The 24,404-nt window shown below is 33.7% G+C and carries 23 protein-coding genes, 2 other RNA genes and 1 riboswitch; of the genes, 22 read left to right on the top strand and 3 right to left on the bottom strand.

All coding sequences use genetic code 11. The annotated features are described in order from the left end of the window. Positions 1-3 precede the first annotated feature (3 nt). Positions 4-1,326 (top strand): xanthine permease PbuX, encoded by a 1,323-nt coding sequence (gene pbuX, locus ACUXVC_RS07940; RefSeq protein WP_000809230.1) that lies wholly within the window; start codon positions 4-6, stop codon positions 1,324-1,326. A gap of 15 nt (positions 1,327-1,341) precedes the next feature. On the opposite strand, the gene ACUXVC_RS07945 is transcribed toward pbuX, so the two are convergent. Then, on the bottom strand, positions 1,342-2,505 hold the full coding sequence (locus ACUXVC_RS07945; RefSeq protein WP_000193179.1) for a DUF418 domain-containing protein: 1,164 nt from the start codon (positions 2,503-2,505) through the stop codon (positions 1,342-1,344). Positions 2,506-3,054: 549 nt separating this feature from the next. Between ACUXVC_RS07945 and ACUXVC_RS07950 the strand changes: the two genes are divergently transcribed. Next, positions 3,055-6,714, top strand: coding sequence for a dynamin family protein (locus ACUXVC_RS07950; protein WP_340784368.1), 3,660 nt, complete (start codon positions 3,055-3,057; stop codon positions 6,712-6,714). A 3-nt stretch (positions 6,715-6,717) separates the two neighbouring features. On the opposite strand, the gene ACUXVC_RS07955 is transcribed toward ACUXVC_RS07950, so the two are convergent. After that, positions 6,718-6,972, bottom strand: coding sequence for a DUF3931 domain-containing protein (locus ACUXVC_RS07955; RefSeq protein ID WP_000369740.1), 255 nt, complete (start codon positions 6,970-6,972; stop codon positions 6,718-6,720). 72 nt (positions 6,973-7,044) lie between these two features. Between ACUXVC_RS07955 and ACUXVC_RS07960 the strand changes: the two genes are divergently transcribed. The 5 genes from ACUXVC_RS07960 (at position 7,045) to ssrS (ACUXVC_RS07980) (ending at position 9,146) form a co-directional block, all read left to right on the top strand. Further along, complete coding sequence (locus ACUXVC_RS07960; RefSeq protein WP_000011410.1) at positions 7,045-7,503, top strand: GNAT family N-acetyltransferase; 459 nt, start codon at positions 7,045-7,047, stop codon at positions 7,501-7,503. Between the two features lie 30 nt (positions 7,504-7,533). Further along, positions 7,534-7,806, top strand: coding sequence for a YpbS family protein (locus ACUXVC_RS07965; protein ID WP_000451820.1), 273 nt, complete (start codon positions 7,534-7,536; stop codon positions 7,804-7,806). A 2-nt stretch (positions 7,807-7,808) separates the two neighbouring features. Beyond that, entirely contained in the window at positions 7,809-8,642 is an 834-nt protein-coding gene (locus ACUXVC_RS07970) for a sulfurtransferase (RefSeq protein WP_053564871.1), read from the top strand. A gap of 116 nt (positions 8,643-8,758) precedes the next feature. After that, positions 8,759-8,941, top strand: a non-coding RNA gene (gene ssrS, locus ACUXVC_RS07975) — 6S RNA. A gap of 21 nt (positions 8,942-8,962) precedes the next feature. Then, a non-coding RNA gene (ssrS, locus tag ACUXVC_RS07980) (6S RNA) lies at positions 8,963-9,146 on the top strand. 54 nt (positions 9,147-9,200) lie between these two features. Here ssrS (ACUXVC_RS07980) and ACUXVC_RS07985 read toward each other — a convergent pair. Beyond that, positions 9,201-9,650, bottom strand: coding sequence for a hypothetical protein (locus ACUXVC_RS07985; protein ID WP_053564870.1), 450 nt, complete (start codon positions 9,648-9,650; stop codon positions 9,201-9,203). Positions 9,651-9,733: 83 nt separating this feature from the next. On the opposite strand from ACUXVC_RS07985, the gene ACUXVC_RS07990 reads away from it, so the two are divergent. From ACUXVC_RS07990 to ACUXVC_RS08060, 15 genes are all read left to right on the top strand, one after another. Then, complete coding sequence (locus tag ACUXVC_RS07990; protein ID WP_000169030.1) at positions 9,734-10,045, top strand: hypothetical protein; 312 nt, start codon at positions 9,734-9,736, stop codon at positions 10,043-10,045. A 3-nt stretch (positions 10,046-10,048) separates the two neighbouring features. Further along, positions 10,049-11,287, top strand: a complete 1,239-nt coding sequence (locus tag ACUXVC_RS07995; RefSeq protein WP_095691148.1) for a glutathionylspermidine synthase family protein — start codon at positions 10,049-10,051, stop codon at positions 11,285-11,287. After that, positions 11,280-11,666: a DUF350 domain-containing protein gene (locus tag ACUXVC_RS08000; RefSeq protein ID WP_000606862.1), complete on the top strand. Its 387-nt coding sequence runs from the start codon at positions 11,280-11,282 to the stop codon at positions 11,664-11,666. Before ACUXVC_RS07995 ends, ACUXVC_RS08000 begins: the two co-directional genes overlap by 8 nt. 213 nt (positions 11,667-11,879) lie before the next feature. After that, a riboswitch (M-box (ykoK) riboswitch) is annotated at positions 11,880-12,045 on the top strand. Positions 12,046-12,380: 335 nt separating this feature from the next. Continuing rightward, entirely contained in the window at positions 12,381-13,106 is a 726-nt protein-coding gene (locus ACUXVC_RS08005) for a P-type ATPase (RefSeq protein ID WP_000964944.1), read from the top strand. A gap of 132 nt (positions 13,107-13,238) precedes the next feature. Continuing rightward, positions 13,239-14,105: a 5'-3' exonuclease gene (locus ACUXVC_RS08010; RefSeq protein WP_000757069.1), complete on the top strand. Its 867-nt coding sequence runs from the start codon at positions 13,239-13,241 to the stop codon at positions 14,103-14,105. 355 nt (positions 14,106-14,460) lie between these two features. Beyond that, positions 14,461-14,601 (top strand): FbpB family small basic protein, encoded by a 141-nt coding sequence (locus ACUXVC_RS08015; RefSeq protein WP_001228048.1) that lies wholly within the window; start codon positions 14,461-14,463, stop codon positions 14,599-14,601. Between the two features lie 328 nt (positions 14,602-14,929). Then, entirely contained in the window at positions 14,930-16,123 is a 1,194-nt protein-coding gene (locus ACUXVC_RS08020) for an acyltransferase family protein (RefSeq protein ID WP_340784363.1), read from the top strand. Then, a complete protein-coding gene (locus tag ACUXVC_RS08025) occupies positions 16,124-16,867 on the top strand; it encodes a YveK family protein (RefSeq protein ID WP_000807062.1) in 744 nt (247 codons plus the stop codon). After that, the gene (locus tag ACUXVC_RS08030; protein WP_049108365.1) at positions 16,854-17,474 is read left to right on the top strand and encodes a CpsD/CapB family tyrosine-protein kinase; all 621 of its coding nucleotides are present in this window, start codon (positions 16,854-16,856) and stop codon (positions 17,472-17,474) included. The genes ACUXVC_RS08025 and ACUXVC_RS08030 overlap by 14 nt, the downstream gene beginning before the upstream one ends. An 18-nt stretch (positions 17,475-17,492) precedes the next feature. Then, entirely contained in the window at positions 17,493-18,131 is a 639-nt protein-coding gene (locus ACUXVC_RS08035; RefSeq protein ID WP_000617645.1) for a sugar transferase, read from the top strand. Between the two features lie 56 nt (positions 18,132-18,187). Further along, positions 18,188-19,624 carry an oligosaccharide flippase family protein gene (locus ACUXVC_RS08040; protein ID WP_141241093.1) on the top strand — a complete coding sequence of 479 codons (1,437 nt, stop codon included), beginning with the start codon at positions 18,188-18,190 and terminating at the stop codon, positions 19,622-19,624. A gap of 3 nt (positions 19,625-19,627) precedes the next feature. Beyond that, positions 19,628-20,842 carry an O-antigen ligase family protein gene (locus ACUXVC_RS08045; protein ID WP_144465362.1) on the top strand — a complete coding sequence of 405 codons (1,215 nt, stop codon included), beginning with the start codon at positions 19,628-19,630 and terminating at the stop codon, positions 20,840-20,842. Next, positions 20,817-21,617: a glycosyltransferase family 2 protein gene (locus tag ACUXVC_RS08050; RefSeq protein ID WP_144465363.1), complete on the top strand. Its 801-nt coding sequence runs from the start codon at positions 20,817-20,819 to the stop codon at positions 21,615-21,617. The genes ACUXVC_RS08045 and ACUXVC_RS08050 overlap by 26 nt, the downstream gene beginning before the upstream one ends. Then, positions 21,614-22,666: a glycosyltransferase family 4 protein gene (locus ACUXVC_RS08055; RefSeq protein WP_098125850.1), complete on the top strand. Its 1,053-nt coding sequence runs from the start codon at positions 21,614-21,616 to the stop codon at positions 22,664-22,666. The genes ACUXVC_RS08050 and ACUXVC_RS08055 overlap by 4 nt, the downstream gene beginning before the upstream one ends. A 93-nt stretch (positions 22,667-22,759) precedes the next feature. Continuing rightward, the gene (locus ACUXVC_RS08060; protein ID WP_144465364.1) at positions 22,760-24,307 is read left to right on the top strand and encodes a hypothetical protein; all 1,548 of its coding nucleotides are present in this window, start codon (positions 22,760-22,762) and stop codon (positions 24,305-24,307) included. The last annotated feature ends 97 nt before the right edge of the window (positions 24,308-24,404 follow it).

A 24,404-nucleotide genomic window follows, 5' to 3' on the forward strand; every position in this document is an offset into this window, starting at 1 on the left:
ACGATGAAGCAGCATCCATTTAAAATTGCATCGCTTGGTATGCAACATATGCTTGCAATGTATGCTGGAGCAATTATCGTTCCGCTTATTGTGGGCGGTGGACTTGGTTTAAATCAAAAAGAATTAACATATTTAGTCTCAATTGATTTATTAATGTGCGGCGTTGCAACAATTTTACAAGCATTATCAAATCGCTTTTTCGGTATTGGACTTCCCGTTGTACTCGGTTGTACATTTACAGCCGTTGGACCGATGATTGCGATTGGAAAACAATACGGTGTGTCTTCTATTTATGGAGCAATTATTGCTGCTGGGTTATTCGTTGTTATTTTTGCGAAATTATTTGGAAAGCTTGTAAAACTATTTCCACCTGTTGTAACAGGATCTGTTGTTACTGTAATTGGAGTTACACTTGTTCCAGCAGCAATTAATGATATGGCTGGAGGAGTAGGAAGTAAGGATTTCGGTAGTCTTGAAAATTTAGCATTAGCATTTGGTGTGTTACTATTTATCATCATTATGTATCGTTTCTTTGATGGATTTATTCGTTCAATCTCTATTTTACTAGGTCTATTGTTCGGTACAATCGTTGCAGCGTTTATGGGGAAAGTAAGCTTGCAAGCGGTTGGAGAGGCTGATTGGTTCCATGGTATTCAACCATTTTACTTTGGTACACCAACATTTGAATTAACACCAGTTATTACGATGATTCTCGTCGCTTGTGTAGGGATTGTAGAAGCAACGGGTGTATACTTTGCATTATCTGATATTTGCAATAAAAAAATCGGTGAAAAAGAATTAACAAAGGGCTATCGAGCAGAAGGATTAGCGATGGTGTTAGGTGGCATTTTCAACGCGTTCCCATATACAACTTACTCTCAAAACGTAGGACTTGTTCAATTAACTGGAGTAAGAAATCGCGTTATTATTTATACTTGCGGTGGTATGTTAATCGTTCTTGGATTCATTCCTAAAATCGCAGCTATTACAACAATCATTCCGAAATCAGTACTTGGCGGTGCTATGCTCGCAATGTTCGGTATGGTAATGGCATATGGTATTAAAATGTTAAGTAGCGTTGATTTTGGCAAACAAGAAAACTTATTAATTGTTGCATGTTCTGTCGGAATTGGGCTTGGGGTTACAGTTGTTCCTACATTATTCTCACAACTTCCTGAAAACATTCGTATTTTAACAGATAACGGAATTGTACTTGGAAGTGCGTCAGCAGTACTTTTAAATATCGTATTTAATATGGTGCCGCAGCGTAAAGTGAAAGTAAAAGAAGAGCCGGTGTCTATGCAAAGTGCAGTAAGAGAAGCGTAAAAAAGCAAGGTCTCGTTATGAGACCTTGCTTTTCTTTTTAAGTGGCATCATTTTCCCGTAAGTACCAAGACGCCAAATGTACTCAAGTGGTCCGTATTGGTAATGTGAAAGCCACCAGCGGCTAATAAAGATTTGTAACGTGTAGAAACTAATGCAGAATAGTGGTCCAACCCATAGTGGAGCCAGATAATCATTTTTAAACAATAGCCCGAATACGAGTAATGTAACAATTGTATGCGAGATGTAATTTGTTAATGCCATTCGTCCAACGTATTGGAATGGACGTAATAACGTTTGCCATTTTTCTTTTTGTAATAAACGCATTAACGTGACAATGTAGAAGATGAACAATGTCTTTCCGCTTATCATCGTAATGCCCATAAGTGAAAATGGTGTGTATGGTTGATTGTTCATAAAGAAGTAAACCATAATAAACCACATCGGTAATGTTAAAATGAACATAATGATTTGCCATTTTTTAAGTTTTGGATCTAATTCCTTAGCACGGCGGAAAATGTCTTTTTTACCGGCATATAATCCGAGTAAAAACAATCCTAGTGTTTCAGGAAGCATAATAAGACTGTTACTTATTGCTTCAGAATAGAATGAATAGAATCTGTCTGTAATTTGTAAGCCCCAGTTTTCTAACGGCATAATGGCTATGGAAAGGCCTAGTTCATCTACCGGCACTAATAACATGACAAGAGAACCTAATAATGTGAACAATTGCATGAAACTTAATAGTACAATTGACCATATTAAAATAGTACGTGTCTTTCTTTTGTAAAATAAAAATAAGAAAAACCCGGTAATTGCATAAGTATGTAAAATGTCACCGTCCCATAAAAGAACGTAATGTAAGAACCCGAATAATAATAAGATAAGTAAGCGGCGAACAAACAAAGTTTTTGGACGATCGGTCTTCGCCTCAGCACGATTCATAAAAATATAAAAACCTAATCCGAATAAAAACGAAAAAATTGTATAAAATTTCGTTTGAATAAACATATCGTAAAATAGGCGAATATAGCTGTCTATCCCTTCGTAAATTCCTGTAATATCACGTGAGTCAACCCCGGCAATAATTGGCCAGTTAACAAGAAAAATACCTAATACAGCTATTCCTCTAATAATATCAATGGAGTGTATCCTCTCGCCTTGTGTGAGATTTTGTGTCATTTTTTTCCTCCTTGTTAAGTAATTCCCTTTTAGTATACAAAATGTAAGATGGAGGGGATAGGGGATATTTCCATTTTTTTAAACTGTTAAGTTATGTAGGATGAGATATAATAAGAGTGCACAACAAGTTTTAACCTTTTTCAAAACAGGCAGTAAAGCTCCTTCTTATAAGGAGCTTTCTTTATGAAAAGTGTTGATAATGATTCTCTTTAATGATAAAATGTATTCAAAAGTGATAATCATTATCAAAAAAGGTTGGTGCATGAGTATGGTATATGCATTAGTAGCAGGTACAGTTGCTGTATATGCAGTTATTGCAAAGTATGTTTTAAATGGAGTAGGAACAGCAAAATGAGTGATATGACATAAAATCCCTTTCATTTGTAAAAAGAATGAAAGGGATTTTTTATTTTTAATGAGAATATGCTGAAAATTTAGTATGATAGTAAAGTGAAACTGTAATCAATGGGTAGGTGTAACTCTCACTGGTTATGAGCTCGCAATTAGCGGGGAAAAGTATATACATCTTGGATAAAGGGGAACAAGGGGATGACAAACATAGTACAGACAAACGGTATGAAAAAACTTGTTTGTTTTTATGAAGAGTGGCAAAAACACGGCGATGCAGAGAATAGCTTAAAGTTGTTTGAAGTAATTCAAAAATATAAACGAGAGCAGCTTATGATAGCGTTCTGCGGTCACTTCTCAGCAGGGAAATCAACGATGATGAATCATCTATATAAAGCGCAGTTGTTACCAACAAGTCCAATTCCGACAAGCGCTAACGTCGTTAAAATTGAAAAGGGATTTGATCGTGTTGTTGTAACGATTAAATCTGGAGAACAGTACGAATATGACGGTGCATATTCAGCAGAAGAATTAAAGCAAATTTGTAAAGATGGCGATGAGGTAATTGGTGTTCATATTTATCGGAATGATGCACCAATTCCTGAGGGGGTTATGTTAGTTGATACACCAGGGATTGACTCAACAGATGATGCCCATCAACTAGCGACAGAATCAACGCTACATCTAGCAGACGTAATTTTTTATATGATGGATTATAATCACGTCCAATCGGAAGTGAATTTGCAATTTGTTAAAGAATTGAAACAACGTAATAAAACGGTTTATCTCGTTGTAAATCAAATAGATAAACATAAAGAAAATGAATTATCATTTGAGGATTATAAAGATAGTGTGAAACAATCGTTCTCTAACTGGGATATTGAAGTAGATGGAGTTTATTATACGTCATTACGAATGATGAACCATCCACATAATGAAATTGGAAGCTTAGAAACATTAATTACTTCTATTATGAAAGAAAAAGAGCAGTATGTAAGAGAGGGAATGGAGCGAGAAACAGAACATTTAATGGGAGAACATTTCTCGTTTATTGTTTCTGAAAATGAAAAAGCTCTTTTGACATATGAGGAAGAGTTAGCATCACCGCTTTTGATTTCAGAAATAGTTGAAAAGAAAGAAGAGCTAACGGAAACTAAACATCGCGAGGCTAGTAAAGAATCTCATGTGAGAAACGAATTTATAAAAGGTTTACAAGCTATATTAGATAACGCGTATTTAATGCCATTTGAAATGAGAGAATTGGCAAATGCATATTTAGAAACGAAATTAACAAAGTTTAAAGTTGGTTTGCTATTTGCGAAAGGAAAGACGGAGCAAGAAAAACAAAGACGTGTAGAGGCGTTTTATTCTGCCCTTCAAAAGACTGTTGAAACGCAACTTGATTTTCATGTGAAAGAATTTATTGTAGCCTTCTTAAAAGAAGAAGGATTGTTCACGGAGGAAATTGGGAAAGACATATATGCTTTAGAAATCGCTTTTGGACCAGAAATGTTAGCTGAAGTCATTAAACAAGGTGCAGGTTTCACAGGTGATTACTTACTTCTTTATACAGCGGATGTAGCGAATGAACTGAAGAAACGTTATTTTACAAAAGCACAGCAAATTTTTGATAAAAGTGCAGTTGTTTTAAAGCAAAAAGTGAAGGAAGCAGTTGCTCGTATGGAAGAAGAGATTGAAAAATATACGATGTTGCAAACGGCAAAAGAGACGGAATTACAATACAGTAACAATTTAGAGACATATGAAAGTTATTTACAAAATGTTTGGCACGAGCGTGTTGCTACACCAGAAGGATTGCAAATAGAGGAGATATTGCAACGTGAAAAACAAATTGTTAGTGAGAAATTCACACTACAAGAGCAGGAAATGGTAAATGATAACGTAGCGGCTCATGAAGAAGAGATAAAAGGAACGGCAGCTTTAAATATTCAGCGTATATTAGAGGAAGTGAAGAAAGCTGAAATGATATTAGAGCCATTGCCAGCGCTGAAACATGTACAGCAAGAGGTGATAGAAAAAAGGCGTCGTGTGGAAACGAAACAATTTACAGTAGCGTTATTCGGAGCTTTTAGTGCTGGGAAATCATCATTTGCCAATGCCTTACTTGGTGAGAAGGTACTTCCTGTATCACCAAATCCGACGACGGCAACGATTAATCAAATATTGCCGGTTACAGAGGAAAAACCACACGGAACAGTAATGGTTCAATTCAAATCAAAGCAAGCTCTATTAGAAGATATGAAAGCTGTTTATAAGCTGTTTCATTATGAGATTACTACGTTAGATGAGGCGTTAGCACAAATTGATAAAGTTATGAAATATCCTTCACCGACTGGGAAGCAAAAAACAACATTTAGCTTTTTACGAGCGGTACAAAAAGGGTATGATGCAGTTTCTACTTATTTAGGAGAACAAGTACAAGTCACATTAGAAGAGTTCTCTGATTATGTAGCGAATGAAGAAAAATCATGCTTCGTTGAGTATATGGAGCTTTATTATGATTGTGCTTTAACAAGGCAGGGAGTAGCGCTTGTAGACACACCTGGAGCGGATTCTATTAATGCTCGCCATACGGATGTTGCATTCCAGTATATTAAAAATGCAGATGCTATTTTATTTGTAACATATTATAACCATGTATTCTCTCGTGCTGATCGTGAATTTTTAATTCAGCTTGGGCGTGTAAAGGATACTTTTGCCCTTGATAAAATGTTCTTCTTAATTAATGCGGCGGATTTAGCAGAGTCTGAAGAAGAACTTGAAATGGTAAAAGGTTATATCGCAGATCAGCTACTGCAATACGGTATTAGAAATCCGCGTTTATTTGCAATTTCAAGTTTATGTGCGCTTGAAGAGAAACAAGGAAAGAATGTTGAAAAAGAGAAGTATGGTATTTTACAAAACTCTGGAATTACTAAGTTTGAGGAATCATTTACGTCCTTTATGATGAGAGATTTAATGCTTGTTTCTGTGCATGCTCTATATGGTGCGTTGCAAGGGGCAAATCAGCTTTTAGTAAACATGATAAATGGTGCAAAGCAGGGGAATGAAGAGAAAGAGAAGCAAACGAAAAAATATGAAGCAGAGCGTGATCAACTACTTCATATTATTTCATCATATAGTGTACTTGCTGAAGAACAGGCGATGCAAAATGAAGTGAAAGAGTTGCTTTATTACGTGCAACAGCGTCTATTCCTACGTTATAACGATGTGTTTACTGAATTTATTAATCCGGCGTCACTTCGAACGGATGGAAATGTGAAAACACAATTGCAACAGTGTGTTATGGAATTAGTAGCATTTATTCAGCATGATTTATTACAAGAAATGCGTGCGACATCATTACGTCTTGAAAAATGGATAGACGAAGCGATGAAGCGTGCAAAGGACGAAATTGTAGTGAACTGTAAAGTAGAAAATCAATCAATTTCTATGAATGGAACAGTTGAGTATGAATATAAAGATATTACACATAAAGAACCGTTCCCTTCAGTTGAAATAAAAGATTTCAAAAAAGCACTGGCACATTTTAAAAATGAGAAAAGCTTTTTTGAAAAGAATGACAAAGCTTTTATGCAAGAAGACGCTAAATTTGTATTAGAACCGCTTGTATCAAACTATGTAGCCGATGAAAAAGATTTATTTGTCCATCATTATAAGCAAGAATGGGATATGAAGTGGAACTTATTCCAAAAAGTGATGCAACAAGATGTAATGAACTATTATGAAAGTATATTGTTTGCATTGGCTGAAACGATCGATGTATCTCTATATGAACAAAGTAAAGAACAATTGCACAATCAGTTAGTAGAGATTGAAAAAGAAATTTATGTTATATAGTCGTTATGAGAAAAAGATTCGTTCAATTTTCTTTTGCAGTACAGTATCTAAAGATTTGACAAATCCAGCAAATTCATCGGTAGAAATCATATGAGTAAGAACGAGTCGTCTGCCATCTGGTGTTTCACCGCATAAGACGAATGAAGAAAATTCGTATGTTTTATTTTCAACTACTAATTTTGGATAGGAATACGTGTCGCTTTTCTTCTTCTTTCCATCAATAGAGATGACGTTGCATTTTTTCTCATTGTTGTCCATGGTGAATCCCTCCTTTCTATTATTTATGGTAGACAAGGAGGGTTTAGAACAATAGAGATGGGGGGATTTTTTATGTCTTTTGTAATAGAACGTATTTTAAAAGAGGCTATACCGAAGTCTTTATTGCTACTTGCTGATCCAAGTGAACGGCAAATAGCTATATATGTACAAAGAGGGTTAACATACGTAGCAAAGCAAGGGGGCAGCATCATCGGTGTGTATGTTCTTTTGGAAACAAGGCCGAAGACGATGGAAATCATGAATATTGCGGTTGCAGAGCATTTGCAAGGAAAAGGGATTGGGAAGAAGCTATTAAGGCATGCCGTAGAAACTGCTAAAGGATATGGTATGTCAAAACTTGAAATTGGTACAGGAAATTCTAGTGTTTCACAACTTGCTTTATATCAAAAATGTGGATTTCGTATTTTTTCTATTGATTTTGATTACTTTTCGAAGCATTATGAAGAAGAGATTATTGAAAATGGCATTGTATGCCGTGATATGATTCGGCTTGCAATGGAATTGAATTAGAACGTATAACTTATTTAGGGGGAAGAGAAGATGGAAGTACATAAAGCAATTACAGCACATTCTCGTAAACAAAATGAAAGTGTAAAAGCATGTTTACAATTAGATGCGCAGCGTGAAGCAGCTATTGAAGCAGCCGTATCTCTTGCGTCAAATGGGAAAGAATTTTCGGTTGATGTCATTAATGTTGTAACAAAGCAAATTAATGATCTTGCAAAAAATGGTGTTACCTTGCAGCGTAAATATGTTACAGAAGAAATGGTTATGGAGTATGTAAGTCGTTTACAAGAGAAAGAAGGTCGTTAAAGATGATAGTTACAGTCGAATGGTTACGTGAGCATATAGAAGATGAGAACGTCCGTGTAATCGATTGTCGTTTTGATTTAGCGAATCCTAATTGGGGTAGAGAAAAGTATGAAGAAGAACATATTCCTCATGCGTTATATTTTGATTTGAATTTAGATTTATCAAGTCCTATAGCAGAACATGGTGGCCGCCATCCGTTGCCAAGCATTGAAGAGTTTGCGGACAAGCTTTCGGAGGTTGGTATTGATGAACATACGACAGTAATTGCGTATGACAGTCAAGCTGGTGCAAATGCTGCTCGTTTATGGTGGTTATGTAACTATGTAGGACATGAGAAAGTATATATATTAGATGGTGGTTTCCCGGTTTGGAAAGAGAATGGACTACCGACAACAACGGAAATTCCTGTTGTTATACGAAAAACATTTAAAACAAACATACAAGATCATATGCTTGTATCGATGGAAACAGTAAGAGAGAATATCCAGGCAGGTGCAGATGTTACGTTAATTGATTCAAGAGAGCCAAAACGTTATGCTGGTGTAGAGGAACTTGTCGATCATAAAGCAGGACATATTCCGACAGCAACAAACTATTTTTGGAAGGATGGAATATTGCAATCAGGACAATTTAAGAATGAAGCTGAGCAACAAGAACGATTCCAAAATCTGTCGAAAGATAAGGAAACCATTGTATATTGTGGTTCTGGTGTTACGGCATGTCCAAATATCATTGCGTTAAAATTGGCTGGATTCCAAAATGTTAAATTGTATGCAGGTAGCTGGAGTGATTGGATTTCTTATCCAGAAAATCAAATTGCAAAAGAAGAAGATTAATCACTTGCATGCAAAAATAATTTGTATTAAAATAAGGTCACAAGCAAGAGATTGCTCGAAAAACTTTGTATTTTACACATTGGAAACAATGTGATAATATAACGACAAGTAAATAATACATCCTGCGGTGTACGTAACTTATTTATGTCTAAAACCGATGTTAGTTATACGGAAGCTCAATATTTAGCGACCATCATCAAGCCTTCCTTGTGGAGGAAGATGTACGGTAACTGTGAGGGCATCCACCTGCGAGTAGCGGGTTTTTGGACATTTACGAGGAGCGGCACGTGCGGGGGTCTTATTTCAACTAACCTTATATAAAATTCCTACGGTGTACGTAGCTTATGCATGTCTTAAACCAATAAGTTTAATATGGAAGTTCAATATTTAAATGTAGCTAACATGCCATCTTTTTAAGAAGGAAGTTACAAACATTTGTGAGAGCATCCACCTGTGAGAGCAGGTTTATGGACATCTAGAGAGAACGGCATATGTGGGGCTATATAAAAACCTTACGTTTTATACGTAAGGTTTTTTTGTTGCATAGATATATCAATATTATCTTGATTCACCTGTGAAGTTTCCGTAATAAATGTAGCACTTTCTGTCTTCATCAATCTCTCTTGAATCCAAGGAGAATTCCATAGACATGCCGTCTCGCTGAATATATATAATATCTGAATGAAGAGATGGTAAAATTTCTTCGTAGTTCCATACATCTTGACTATCTACTAAGCTTGAACTCGTTTCACTTAGTTCTCTAATTTCAAAACCGATGTGGGAGTATGTAGGGTCTGAAGGGTCATTGACGAAAACTTCTTTTTGAATATAAATAACCGCTGTTCCGTCTGGATCAACCGAAGTTGCAGTAACAACATAAGTATTTTTCTCTTTAATAAAATATTCACAAGTCATGCGTGCGATAATTTCAGAATTAGAAATATTGGCGTAGTTCCATAAAGCAGGATACCCTTTCGTTTCATCATTAAGTCGATATTCTAAGCGCATTTAATCCCTCTTCTTCCTTTTTCTTCTACTTTATCATGCCATCCTATATAATAGGAATAGAATTTAAAAAGGGGAGTGCGAAGGTGACAAAAACGAAATGGCTAGTAGGTGGTGTCGTAACATCTTTAATGACTGGCACTTTATTTGGCTGCGCACAAGATCTTCCCCCAAAACCGAATGATAATAGTTGTTCTGATTGGGATTGGGATGATGAACTTGGGGTATGGCAGTGTGATGATAGTAGTTCAGGTTATCGTGGGCATTATTTCTATGGTGGGCGATACTATCAAAATAAGTCCACCTTTAAAAATTCATCGGCGTTTAAATCGTATCAATCGTCTGCTGAATTTAAAGGTGGAATTGGAAGCGGTTCAAAGGGAGGATTTGGGGGCTAAAATATGTCGCAATACATAAGAAATCGAAAAGAATTTTATTTAAAATATCCGAATTTTTGGTCGGATTTATATGAATGTGAGTATAGTTTGTTTCATGTTTTTTCTATAACAAATCAGACTTTGGACCAATTACACTTAGCGACTGAACGAATGGGGAAAATATTTTTTAAGACTGCTAGACTGCTGCGTAATTTAAGTGACGAACAGCTTCTAGATCTTGGCTTTCCATCCGCGAGTTTATCATTCATTAGAATGAAAGGGCTTTATCCTGAATCTGTAATTTCGCGATTTGATTTTGCTGTAACAGAGGATAATAAAATCAAAATGCTTGAGTTTAATAGTGATACACCAACTTTTATTGTGGAATGTTTTCGAATGAATGGGAAAGTATGTGAAAATCTAGGCTATGATGATCCAAACTCGGATCAAGAACGATTGCTATCTTCTGGTGTAACGAAAGCAGTAATGGAAGCGACAAAGGGATTAGATAATCCAAATGTTGTTTTTACAGCGCATCATGAACATATCGAGGATTGGAATACCACTATGTATTTAAGTCAGCTATGCCATGTTGAAAATAAAGTAGTGCCAATGTCAGAACTTAGAATTACAAAGGATGCTCTAGTCGATAAAGATGGGGCGAAGATTGATGTTTTATATCGCCAAACATATCCGATAGAAGATTTAATTGAGGATCAAGATCCTGAAACAGGAGATTTGGTAGGTGTGGAACTGTTACAACTTGTAAAAGCCGGAAAGCTTTTTATAATAAATCCTTTGTCAGCATTTTTACTTCAGCCAAAATCAATTCAGTGTCTTATTTGGGGGTTAGCAGAAGAAGAGGTCTTTTATACAAATGAGGAACAACAGTGGATTAAAGAATATATGTTACCTACATATTTAGAACCAGATTTATTTTTAGGAAAAGGTTCTTTCGTTCAAAAACCTTCATTTGGGAGAGAAGGAGATACAATTACGATTCGCGATAAAGACGAAAATATTATGCTTCAAAATGCATACGAAACGTATAAAGCGTCACTGCCGATATTTCAAAAGTATACCGAACTGCCAGTCGTATCCTTGGAAACAGAAAAAGGGATCGAGAAACTGTCATATGTGTTTGGTTCGTTTTTAATTGCTGGAAAAGCGAGTAGTATCGGTATTCGTGCGGGAGAAAAGATTACAGGAAATGAATCGTACTATTTACCGGTAGGTATAAAAAGGAGGGGGAAAAATGATTAATTTTTTATTATATTTAGCAGTAACACTCGGCCTTTTATGTATAGGTCTGTTCTTGATGGAAGTGACAACGAAAGTAAAGGAATTTAAGTTAATGGCTCAAGGAAATAAGGCGGTAAGCTATGTGCTTGGAGGACGATTACTTGGGTTAGCTGTTGTTTTATATTCGACAGCAGCTAATTCAATTTCACTTCTTGATATGATTTCGTGGGGAGCAGTTGGGATTTTGGCTCAAATTATCGTCTTTTATTTAGCTGAGTGGCTTACACCACGCTTTAATATAAACAAAAGTCTCGAAGAAGATAATCAAGCAGTCGGTCTTTTTCTTATGTTTTTATCGCTTTCGATTGGGATTGTAATCGCTGGTTGTATAACTTATTAAAAACTTTACGTTTAAACGTAAAGTTTTTAATTTTATCCCGCTATTTGCCGGGCAGCCCGATTGGTGAGGGCTAATAATCAGTGGGGGATGAACAAAACCCCCACTGATTAAAGTTTCACTTTATATACGTTAGTTTGCCATACCTTTTGAAAAAATTGTAGGCTACGGTTGACATCTATTTTAAATAAGAGTAACATTTTCAATGTAATGAAAATAAGTCTCTGTTAGGTGAGGCTCCTGTATAGAGAAATGCTACTGCCCAAAAATGTCGAGAGACGCCAATGGGTCAACAGGAATGATCGAATTAAGGTTTTTCTTAACGTAGCTGGTAATGTACCTATGCTATACAGTGCTAAAACTCGGCGAGGGAGAGGTCCGTAGATTTCTAATTATATTAGAAATCGTTTATTTGTGTATGTAATGGCCACTACTCTCTTAAGGGTAGGGGTCTTTTTTGTTACCAAGCTATGAGTAATTTCATAGTATAAACTATAAAATTAAACGAGGAGGTGAGGAGCATGTCAAATTCTGACTCGGTTCCGTTACCCATATACTTCAAATCAAAAATATATGATGTAGGCAGGAAACGATTTGTTCCTCCCTCTATATTTATCACAATGTAGCGTTTATAAAGCGCTAGACACTTTCACAGTAAAGTGGATAAATTGAGAAACAAAGCGTTTCTTCCTATGTTGTAAAGGAGGAGACGATAATATGTTATATGCAAACAAAACTGTGGGTAACACGTCATATAAACTAAATAAAAAATCAATAAAAGAACAAACAATGCTCCAAAAAAATAAAGATTTATTAATTGAAATTGCAACAAGAGATGTAAAATCTGTATTTGCATATTTTAAAACAACAAGAGACGGACTATCAATGAAAGAGGCGCAAAAACGTATTCAAGTATATGGCCGAAATGAACTAACTTCAAAAAGAGCAATTCTTGCAGAAGTAATGATGAAGCTTGGTGGCATGATTCCAGGTTTTTCAAAACAACGTGTGTGTGATGAATTACAACGTGAAACGATTACTGTATCTAGAGTAGAATGTTCTAGTAGTACAGGGCTAAATAGTGAACTGAAAATGATGGAGATACCAGTGCAAGAACTTGTACCTGGAGATATGATTTTTCTTTCGGCTGGAGATGCTGTGCCAGCTGATGTACGTATTATTTATGCAGATGATTTATTAGTGAATGAGTCTGTGTTAACGGGAAACGAAGCGAGTATAGAGAAGTTTGAAAGCTGCTATCACCTTGAACGTAAACGATTTATTCCATTAAAACGGATGAAAGATTATAATCCACTTGAGCTTGAAAATGTATGTTTTAAAGGTTCACATATCGTTAGTGGAAGTGCAAAGGCTGTCGTTGTTTCTACTGGAAAAAATACGTATTCAGGCATATTGCATACTTGTTGTAGTAGAACGTCTTAATGTGTTAATGGTGCTAAATATACAAAAACAATGTATAATAGACAAAGTTGAGCAAAAACGTAGAATGGTAATCTATTTATATAACCTTACGTGATAACGTGAGGTTATTATTTTTTTAATAGGAGAGGAATTATGAAAAAAGTATTATTAGTTGATGGTATGGCACTATTATTTCGTGCTTTTTACGCAACAAGTGTCTACGGACAATTTATGAAACGACAAGATGGAACCCCTACGAATGGGATTCATGGTTATATGAAACACTTGTTAACAGCTACGCAAGCGATTGAACCAACACATATCGTTACATGCTGGGATATGGGAAGTACGACATTTAGAACAGAATCGTTCTCGAATTATAAAGCAAATCGTGCAGCGCCACCAGAAGAATTAATTCCTCAATTTGATTTAGTGCAAGAAATGACTGCGAAATTATCCATTCCAGTTATCGGTATGAAAGGCTACGAAGCGGACGATTGTATCGGTACGCTTGCAAAACAATACTGCAATGAAGCTGAAGTTTATATTTTAACTGGTGATACAGATTTACTTCAACTTGTTGATAAGAACGTTACAGTTATGCTTCTGCGTAAAGGAATTGGAAATTACGAATATTACACACCGGAGAAAATCATGGAAGAAAAAGGTGTAGAGCCGTGGCAAATCGTCCATGCAAAAGCTTTCATGGGAGATACAAGTGATAATTATCCAGGTGTAAAAGGTATCGGTGAAAAAACAGCGTATAAGCTTATTCAAGAGCACGGAACAGTATCCGCTGTACTAGAAAATGTAGAATCATTAACAAAAGCGCAGCGTACGAAGATTGAAAGTGATTTAGAGAACTTAAATATTTCGTTGCAATTAGCACAAATTCACTGTGAAGTTCCAATTTCATGTTTACTAGAAGAGGGATTACACACAATGGATGAAGAAAAACTTAGATTTGTTTGTGAAGAAATGAATTGGGGAAGACCTGAAATATTAATAAATATGCTATAAATAATTTGGAAAGAGGGATGTTGCATAAGTCGAAATTTGACTTGGTGACACCTTCTTTTTGTTTTTGTAAACAGTATTATAGTAAATAAAATTATGTCGAACTCAATTTTAAATATATAAATGTTTCGACAAGATATAATGATAAAAGTTGATGGGAATAGTAATTTTTATAATGAAGTGAATTAATTTCAACATAGTTTTAGAGAGTCTTTTTTTCGTGTTCACAAAGTTGTCAGAAAATAAACGGAATTTTCATATGAAGTTCAAATAGAATTCACAACAATCAATTATTATAAGGACACACAGATAATTCTTTATCTTTTATATAAACCATCCCCCAAGGAGGACAATGAAAATGAGAAAAAAAGTGAGAAAATCTTTTAAACAATTATTAATTGAAAATAAACAATCACTATTAAATAATAAAGAAAATATGAAAGAAATTGAAGAGAGAATTGAGAAACGACATGTAGCATATAGTGGTGCCAGTAATTAAATAAAATAAAAAAGATAGCCTATGTAGGCTATCTTTTTTATTTTATATTGAAAAAACGCTATTCATCTCTTTAATTTTGTAAATATGCAAGAAATTTTTATAGTGTTTTTCTATCAATATTACTCATTTTTCGAGGTTGAAATTGGTATATACCAATTTTTGAGATTCGCTATTCATAATATTACAAAAAATGTTACAATACACTCAAATTTATACTATAAAATCATTTTAATATGAAAAATTGGAATGAAAAGAAAGGAGAGGAATATGAATAAAGATGTCGCTTTGAAATGATTATTATCATTTCATTAGGAGTTGATGTAAAAAGATGAAGAGATACGAAGAATTGGATTCTATAAGAGGGATTTCTTCATTAATAGTAATGATCGGTCATCATTTAATGATTTTTTCAGCATTTCAAAATTACAGTTATGAAGATAATAAACCATTTGTTGTGTATCTATTAAAAGAAACGCCTGCTCGTCTTATTTTTAGTAGTGGTAACGAATCTGTTATTATCTTTTTTGTTTTGAGCGGATTTGTTTTGTATGAATCTATTCAAAAAAACTATAGTAGCTATGGGTCATACCTTTTAAAACGTATATGCAGAATATATATTCCCTATATTGTGGCAATAATTATAGCTATTATATGCCAGGCTGCAATTAGTGAATATGGTATTTCTTATTTAAGTGAATGGTTTAATCGCTCATGGACGATTGAAAGTTCTCCAAGCTTAATAGCGCAACATATTTTATTGGTTGGGAAATATAATACAGATGCATATAACGGTGTGATTTGGTCACTTGTCCATGAAATGCGAATATCAATAATTTTTCCGTTAATTTTGATGATTTGTTTACGAAAAACGTTAAGGTGTTCATTACTATTATTGTTTAGTTTTAGTATATGTTCTGTCGTAATATTATTTTTGTTTCGCTCGGGCTTAACATTAACAAGCTATGCATTAACGTTGCATTATACGGTGCTGTTTTTATTGGGGGCACTAGTTGCGAAGTATAAAAATAATTTAATAGTTTTTTATAGTAATTGTACTAAAAACACGAAAATTGCATGGTTTTTATTTGCGATTTTACTTTTTATGTATGAAGGACTTATTGGAGAAATTAAAGTACTCAATAATTTTATATTTCGAGACTACGTAGTGGCGATAAGTGCAAGTCTATTTGTCATATTAAGTTTGTCAATATCAACTTTGTCATCCTTGCTACGCAATAAATACTTGTTATATTTGGGGAAGATTTCTTACAGTCTTTATTTATACCATATTATATCGTTGTTTTCCCTTATATACATGTTCCATGAAATATTACCGTTGCCTATTATTTTAATTTTTTCACTTATATTTTCGTTTATACTTGCAATACTTTCGTATATATATGTAGAAAAATTTGCATTCAGAGTCGGAAAGTATGTAACAAAACAAGTGGATAGAAAGAAGAGAGGGGTATCTGTAAAGAGTGACTTGCAGGATGTTATTCAGAAAAGGGCGGTGAAATAATTGAAGCAAGAAATGAGTATAAAAGATTTTCAACAATTATTGAAAAGAAGATTCGTAACGATTATTTTAACGATGTGTTGTTTAACCGCTTCTTTAGTTCTTATCTCTATGTATGTTTTAAAGCCGTCATATCAATATTCAACGCAAATTCTTGTTGGAAATTTAGATGAGTTTAATAAGGAAAATTCAACAAATAAAACACAAGAAAATAAGCAACTAGTAACATCGTATGTTGATATTTTAAAAAGCCCATTAATTATTTCAACAGTCAAAAAAACTTTGAAATTAGAGCAATCAAGTTATGAATTAGCACAAAAAATCTCGGTAGTGAATACGGACAATTCACAAATTGTAACTGTTACAGTAAAAGATTCCAATCCGAAAGTCGTGAAAGACATTGTAAAGACATTGGCAGAGCAATCACAACAAAGTTTTCAACAGTACACAAATGTACAAGGTGTGAAAGTGTTGACGGATCCTGAGTTACAGGAACAGGCTGAAAAATTGTTTCCGAAATTTCAACTGATCATTCCTATTTCTTTAATTGTTAGTTTTTTTGTTGGGATAGGTTTAGCTGTATTTCGAGATTATTTTGATGAACGTATATACACGGAACAAGATTTAGAGAAAATAACAACAGTCTCTGTTATTGGTCACATAAATGTGAAACCGAATAGAAAACAGAAATCTACAGAGATTGATAAACAATCATCTATATATCGAGGTGAACATGTCGATGTTTAGGACAAAGAAACAGCTGCCATTCGATTTGCATGATGATCTGATGAAAGAGCAGTTTTATACGGTGTATCACGAGCTGAGAAAATCTGGAAAACAACTATTCACAGTTAGTTCAACGAAGGACAGAGGGGTTGTTGCCTCACTTATAGTAAATATGGGTCTAGTGTTTGCAGAAATGAAGAAAAAGGTGTTACTTATTGATGTGAATTTTTCTGACCCTAAATTACATGTATTATTACAAAGTGATCACATGATAACCGTAAACGATATAATAAGCTCTTTCCCCTGCAATTATGAATCTTTTTCTAGTAATTTGTCTAAATACTTATATTGTATTCCTGCAAAAAAAACAGTACACACAGGGACGCCCTTAGTTGCTATGGATGAATTTGATAATGCGATTGCTAAGTGGAAAGAAGATTTTGATTACATTTTCTTTTATTCTTCTGAAGTATTTGATCTTCCTGCTACGCACATTATTGCAGAGAAATGCGATGGAATGGTCTTAGCAGTTAAAAAGCGAAAAGATTCACTACGTACAGTGCAAAAAGTAATAGCGGATATAAATAGGAAAGAATGTGAATTAATAGGTATAATTTTATATTCTTGAATGTGGGGGTAACGATCCATGATTCGTGAAACAAATCAAGCCAAGTTGTATACGATTCCGGCTCAAGAAAAGCCTAGCATATTGAATCGAAGTGTAAAACGCTTGTTTGATATTATATTTTCAATCATATTGTTACTATTAACGATACCAATTATGTTGTTCTTTTGTATTATGATTACTTTAGAAACATCAGGGGCTCCAATTTACTTTCAAGAACGTTTAGGTATAAACGGGAAGAAGTTTAATGTATTTAAATTAAGATCAATGGTAAAGGATGCTGAAATAAATGGCCCACAATGGGCAAAAGAACATGATTCAAGAATTACAAAAGTTGGATTGTTTATAAGAAAAACGAGAATTGATGAATTACCACAACTTTTAAATATTTTAAGAGGAGATATGTCTTTTGTAGGCCCTAGACCAGAGAGAGAGTTTTTTTATAATGAGTTTGATACGTTTATTCCAGAATTTAAGGATCGTTTAATGGTAAAACCAGGATTAACAGGATGGGCACAAATAAATGGAGGATATAATCTTGATCCAAAGGAAAAGTTGAGGCTGGACATGGAGTATATTGAAATGAAAACATTTCGGCTGGACATCCGTATTTTATGTAAAACCGTTTTAATTGTATTGAACGGTAATGGTGCAAGATAAATATATATGTAAACAAACAACATATGTAAGTAGGTTACTTGCAAAGGAGAACTTGTATGGGTAGATCTATTCTAAACAATATTATCCATCTATTTTATAGTACGATTTTAGCTAACCTTCTTCAGGCCGTCAGTTTAATTGTTTTAGCAAACTTTTTTAACGCACAACATTATGGGATGTTTAGTGTTGCCATAGCAGTGACGTTTGTTATGTTATTTTTTACAGACTTAGGACTTAGTAATACGTTTCTTCGAGAAGGGGCAAAGGATGGAGCAGATTTAGAGAAGATTTTATCATCGTATATAAAAATAAGGATGATTCTACTTATTCTTATTTCTATAATCGGTTATATTGTTATTCATTATATGTATGCGGATAAAAATTTAATTTATATGATGATAAACGTAATGTTTTTCATGTTAATAGGATTAACTTGGCAAAACATAGGAATTGCCTATTTTCAACTGACGGAACGTATGAAGTATATAGCGCTCATTAAAGTTGTATCAGCATCGGTTGTCATTATAATTACATGTTTTTGTATTTTCGGAGAGTTACCGGTGTATGTAACGGCTCGCTTATATGCTTTTGGGTATATGATCGGTGGTTTATTCAGTATATATATCATGAGAAGAAAGACGAAAATGAATATGAAAGTCGTAATTCATAAAGCTTTATTTTGGCAATTAACTCCCTTTATTATTAGCGGTTTTTTAATAATGAGTACGCCACAATTAGCACCTATCTTGCTTAACTATACATTGCCATTAAGTATGGTAGGTGTTTTTGCAGTGGCGTACCGAATGCCGGCAGCTTTATATCAAGTACCAGGGGTAATTGCAGGTGCATTTTTTCCAGTGCTCTTTAAGCATTATAACCAGAATAATATAGAAGAGCATACGAAATTAAATTTGCTTCAAATTAAATCAATGGCGATTGTAGGAATATGTATGACGATCGGTTTATATCATTTAGCACCATACTTTATTTCTATATTTTTTCATGAAGAATGGCGCAATGCAGTAGAACCACTCCAAATATTATCATTTCTTATTGTGCTACAAAGTTTAAATATTGCTATTGCTGACGGTTTAACGACGAGTGGATGTCAAAATAAGAGGACTGTTGTGCAGTGTGTAGCATTGGTGATCGGTGGAGTTATGCTTTATAGCTTTAGTAGTATTGGTGGAGTGATAGGAGCGGCATACGCTATGGTTTTATTTGAAATAGTCGCTTTAGTGGGATATATAGCGGTGAGTGTAGTGAAGAAAAAAATTGTATTCCAAATTGTAATACCGTATACAATTTATTTTGGTGTAACCTTTATTGGAGTGCAATATATATTACATACATATCATTTAATTGCGCTTGTTCTTAATATACTAATTGTAGTAGCTGCCATATTCCTATATGATTATGAGCTAAAAAAACTTCTTCTTTCTTTTATAAGAAAAATACGCAAAAAGGATTATATTACGAAACAGGGGATATAGCCTATGGAAAATAATATGAAAGTATCGATGGGATGGATTATTCTTCTAATATTATTTGTTATGTTAAGTAAATACAATTTATATATTGGATTTTCATTGAAAATATATATGATTTTTTTAGTCATATATTTTTGTTTAACAATTAAAGACTTTCATATTCAAAAGTTATATTTTCATGAAGTTATATTTTTACTGTTTTATTTCATTTATTGTTCGAGTGGAATTCTTTCTATGTATTTAAATGCTAGTATTCGTATGATTTTTGGCGTGCTACTCGTTTTAGGATGCTATTTTATAATGAGGAATTTATTGGGGAATACTGAAATAGTGGTACTTGAATCATCTATTGCTTATGTAGGAGTAGTATTTAATGTTGTAAGTCTAATACTCTATATAATCGGTTTACAATACTTTAGTTTATACGGTGGAGAAGAGAGAGAAATTTTTGCTGGGTTATTAGTGGATAGAGGATATCCACGGTTAATTGGATTGCTAGATGATCCTAACATTTTTATTTTCTATAATACAATATTTTTTATGTACTATATGACGAATTTACAAAATATCACTAACATCCTAGGGTTAATTTTATGTGTTACGACGAGTCTATTAACCTTTTCAAGGGGTGGTATATTAGCGCTTGTGCTTGTCGTTTTTGTATATATATGTATGTCTAGTTTCGCCAAAAAAATAAAAATAATTATGAGTTTAGTATTGTTTAGTGTAGTTATTTTTAGTTTATCGAATAGTGTAATGGGGGGCCAATTAGATGACATATTAAATAAACGAATTTCTGATTTTTCCCATGATAATGGAAGTGGTAGATTTACATTATGGGAAGCTGCTTTTAAATATTATTTATCCAATCCATATATCGGAATCGGTGCTTTTAACTTTTCGAATTATTATGAGTATCAATTTAATGAAAAATTATATGTACACAATACATTTTTAGAAATTTTGTCTGAATCGGGTACAATTGGTTTTCTTCTATATAGCGCGTTTTTATTCATATTAATGTTCAAGCTAGCGCAGCATACTTTGTTTCGTGAAAAACCATATCTTCTATTGACTATGATTGCATTTTTATTTCAGATGATGTCATTGTCACTCATTATTAACGAAGCGTTCTTTTTATTTTTAGCAGTTGTTGTGAAGTATATTTCAATATATGAAGGAAGGGGAAAGATAGATGGTAAAATGTCTATCAGTACATAACGAGCCGCCTTATGTTTCTGTAATAACACCTTCTTATAATAGTATACGATTTATAGGTGAGACAATTTCATCTGTACAGAATCAATCGTATGAAAACTGGGAAATGATTATCGTTGATGACGGTTCAACCGACCAATCTGCCGCAAAAATTAAAGAGATAATAGAAGGAGACTCACGAATTAGGTTATTATCATTAAAAGAAAATGTTGGTGCTGCTAAAGCTCGGAATTTAGCGATCCAAGAGGCAAGAGGAAGGTATATTGCCTTTTTAGATAGTGATGATATATGGTTGCCGCATAAATTGAAGACACAATTGTTATTTATGGAAGAAATGAATATAGCTTTTTCATATGCGTCGTATAGTTTAATTGATGAAAATGGTAATGAACTAAATTGCGAAGTGAGTGTACCAAAATCTGTTGACTATCATTATTTAGTAGGAAATACAATTATCGGTTGTTTAACAGTGATGATTGATCGTAAAAAAATTCCGTATGTCGAAATGCCTAGTATACAGCCGGAAGATACAGCGTTATGGCTGAACTTATTACATGAAGGGTATGAAGCAAAAGGGATACAGCAAGTGTTAGCAAAATATAGAATTGTTACAAATTCTGTTTCTAGAAATAAAATTAGAGCAGCTTTCCGGTATTGGAAATTGTTAAGGGAACAAGAACGACTGAATTCGGTGCAAATTTTTTACTATTTTAGTAAGTATGCTTATCATGCTTATAAAAAAAATAAAATTAATGTAGTTGGGAAGACGCAATTATGAATATACTATTGATGACAGATAAATTGATAACTGGCGGAGCCGAGAGCTATTTCTGTAAATTGGAAAGTAATTTGCGTTATGATGATTTTAAGATTTATACAGCTGCAGGTGATGGAGAACTATATGAATCTCTTACTAGAAAAGAAAATTTTATATTAATTAGTCGATGGAATCATTTGAGAAATATTTATTATTTACGAAACGAAATTTGTAAACGAAAGATAGAACTTATTCATGCAAATAGTTTGCGAATGGTATTATATGCTTTTCTACTTCAAAAGTTTATTAAAAAAAAGATAAAAATTGTTTATACGAAACATAATGTAACGATATTAGAAAAGAAAATGCCAACTCTTTTTCGTTATTTCATGAATAAATATGTGAACAATATTATTACAGTAAGTGAGTTTGAAAAGAATAATTTAATTTCAATTCATGTAGCAGAAGAAAAAATAAATACAATTTATAACGGCGTCGATATTGAAAAGTTTTTATTCCAGCAGAAAAAGAAAGAATCTACATATAAAATAGGGATATTAGCTAGATTATCCAAAGAGAAAAACCATCAACTATTTGTCAAAATTGCAAATGTGTTGAAAAAGAGAAATGATTTTATGTTTTATATTGCTGGTGATGGACCAGAGAAAGAATCGATTATGAAAGAAATAGAAAAATATGGGTTGCAACAGAGTGTAAAGATGTTAGGGAATATTTCAGAACCACATGAGTTTATAGGGAATATGGATGCCTTGCTTTTATTATCTTTTCGTGAAGTGTTTCCAATGGTAGTAATCGAAGCGATGGCTACAGGGACACCAATTGTTTCAATAGATGTTGGCGGAATACATGAAGCGGTAATAGATGGAGAATCAGGTGTTTTGATATCTGAATATTGCGAATCCGAATTCGCAAGTGCACTTGAAGAACTACAAGGGAATGAAGAAAGGGTAAATGATATTAGATTGAAAGCACGAGAGAAAGCAGTGAGGTATTTCTCGTTAACTAAAATGATAGAAGAAACGAAAAATATATATGAGTTAAACAAATGACGGGGTAGGTCGTTTGTTTTTTTTATTATAGAAACTTTTAAGAGAGAACTCACATATTATATGAAAAAAGGTAATATGAGGAGTGAATTTATTTTGTCAGAATATATTTCTTCCCAAGAAGATTGTGCGCCAGAAAGTAGCGTTCACATTGATTGTTTTGGCGCAGTTCCAAACTCGGGAAATGATAGCTCATTAGCAATTCAGCAAGCTATTGATTATTGTGTAGCGAATCGAATTTTGACGGTTAGAATTACAGGGGTAAATACGTACAAAATTGTAAAGCCGATTGTTATTAAATCAAACGTAAGATTAGAGTTAGATCCTACCGTAACGCTGCAAATTGATGGGGATTTTAATGCATTTGAGCTACAAAGTAACGCTTCGATAGTTGGTGGTACTATTCAAGTTATAAATTCATTGTTTCAATCTGCTGTTATTTATGTTTCTGGTTCACAACAAATCGAAGTACCTAATCAATCTGTTATATCAAATATAAATATAATAAATACAACTCCATCGTATAAAGGAAAAGCTATACATTTTTATTGTCAAAAGGCATGGGATTATATTAGTTTCTTTCAAGTTAAATTTATTCAAATTAAAAACTTTCAAACTGCAATATATTTGAAAACAGAGTATATAGATGATATCAATACACCTTGCTGGATTAACGCCAATGTATTTCAATCTATATTTATTGATGGATGTGTGTATGGGATTGAAGTCGATGGAAATAGTGATTTGCCAAATGAAAGTTCAGGAAATACGTTTCATGATATTCAAGTGCAATGTAGACAACAAACGAAAAAAGCAATTCGTTGCTCAGGTGCATATAATACATTTGATTGTATGATTTGGGATACGTACCGGATGAGTAGTGAACAAATTGTTATTGAATTTTCTTCCAATTCTCATCGTAACTACCTTTTTTCAAATCTGCTTTCGACAACTATTGTAGATAAAGGACAATACAATGTTTGTAAGTCTACTTATGAAGAATCCCTACGAATTCAGTTACCGTTGACGTTAAATAGACCTCATTTAATAGGAAACCAAGATGATATTTTAGTAAATGCTCAGCAGAAATATAATGTTAAGCAAGTAAGTGGGAAAGTGCCGTACGGGGGGAATCTCACAAATTGCTTTAATTTAATAGATGAACAAAGTGTAAACTATATTGACGTTCCAGATAGTAATCCAGTTGTAATTGAACTGGATTTTACGAAAAAACCAATACAAATGTTAAATTGTTTTGGAATGTATTTTGGGTGGGGAGAGAGTCCAAAGAAAATTAAAATTGAATATGCATTAAGTGCAACTGGAAGTTGGGTTATCGCGTTGGATGTTCCATTAAACGTTGGTGATACAATTATATCGAATATGAAGGCGAGTCAGTTATATAAAGTTAGAATTACATTAAGTGGTTATTCCCAAGATCATAAACGTTTTCGAATTAATCGTATCTTTGCAAGATCTTCTATGGAAAATGGGAGTGCTTGGTTAGCGACAACTGGCGGAAGAATGTTTGGAGATATTGAAATAGAGGCAAGTAAAGGTATAATCATGAAGACTGCTAGTGGAGTGAAGTGGAAAGTTACTATTAATGAAGCTGGCCAACTTATTACGACTAAGGTAACTTAAGATGATATTTAATTATATATCCTTGGACGAGTTCCATTGTAGTGTGATAAAGGTAATGAAAAAGAGATTGTAATTTGGTTTCAACCAAACTACAATC

The organism is Bacillus sp. N6 (assembly GCF_052805735.1).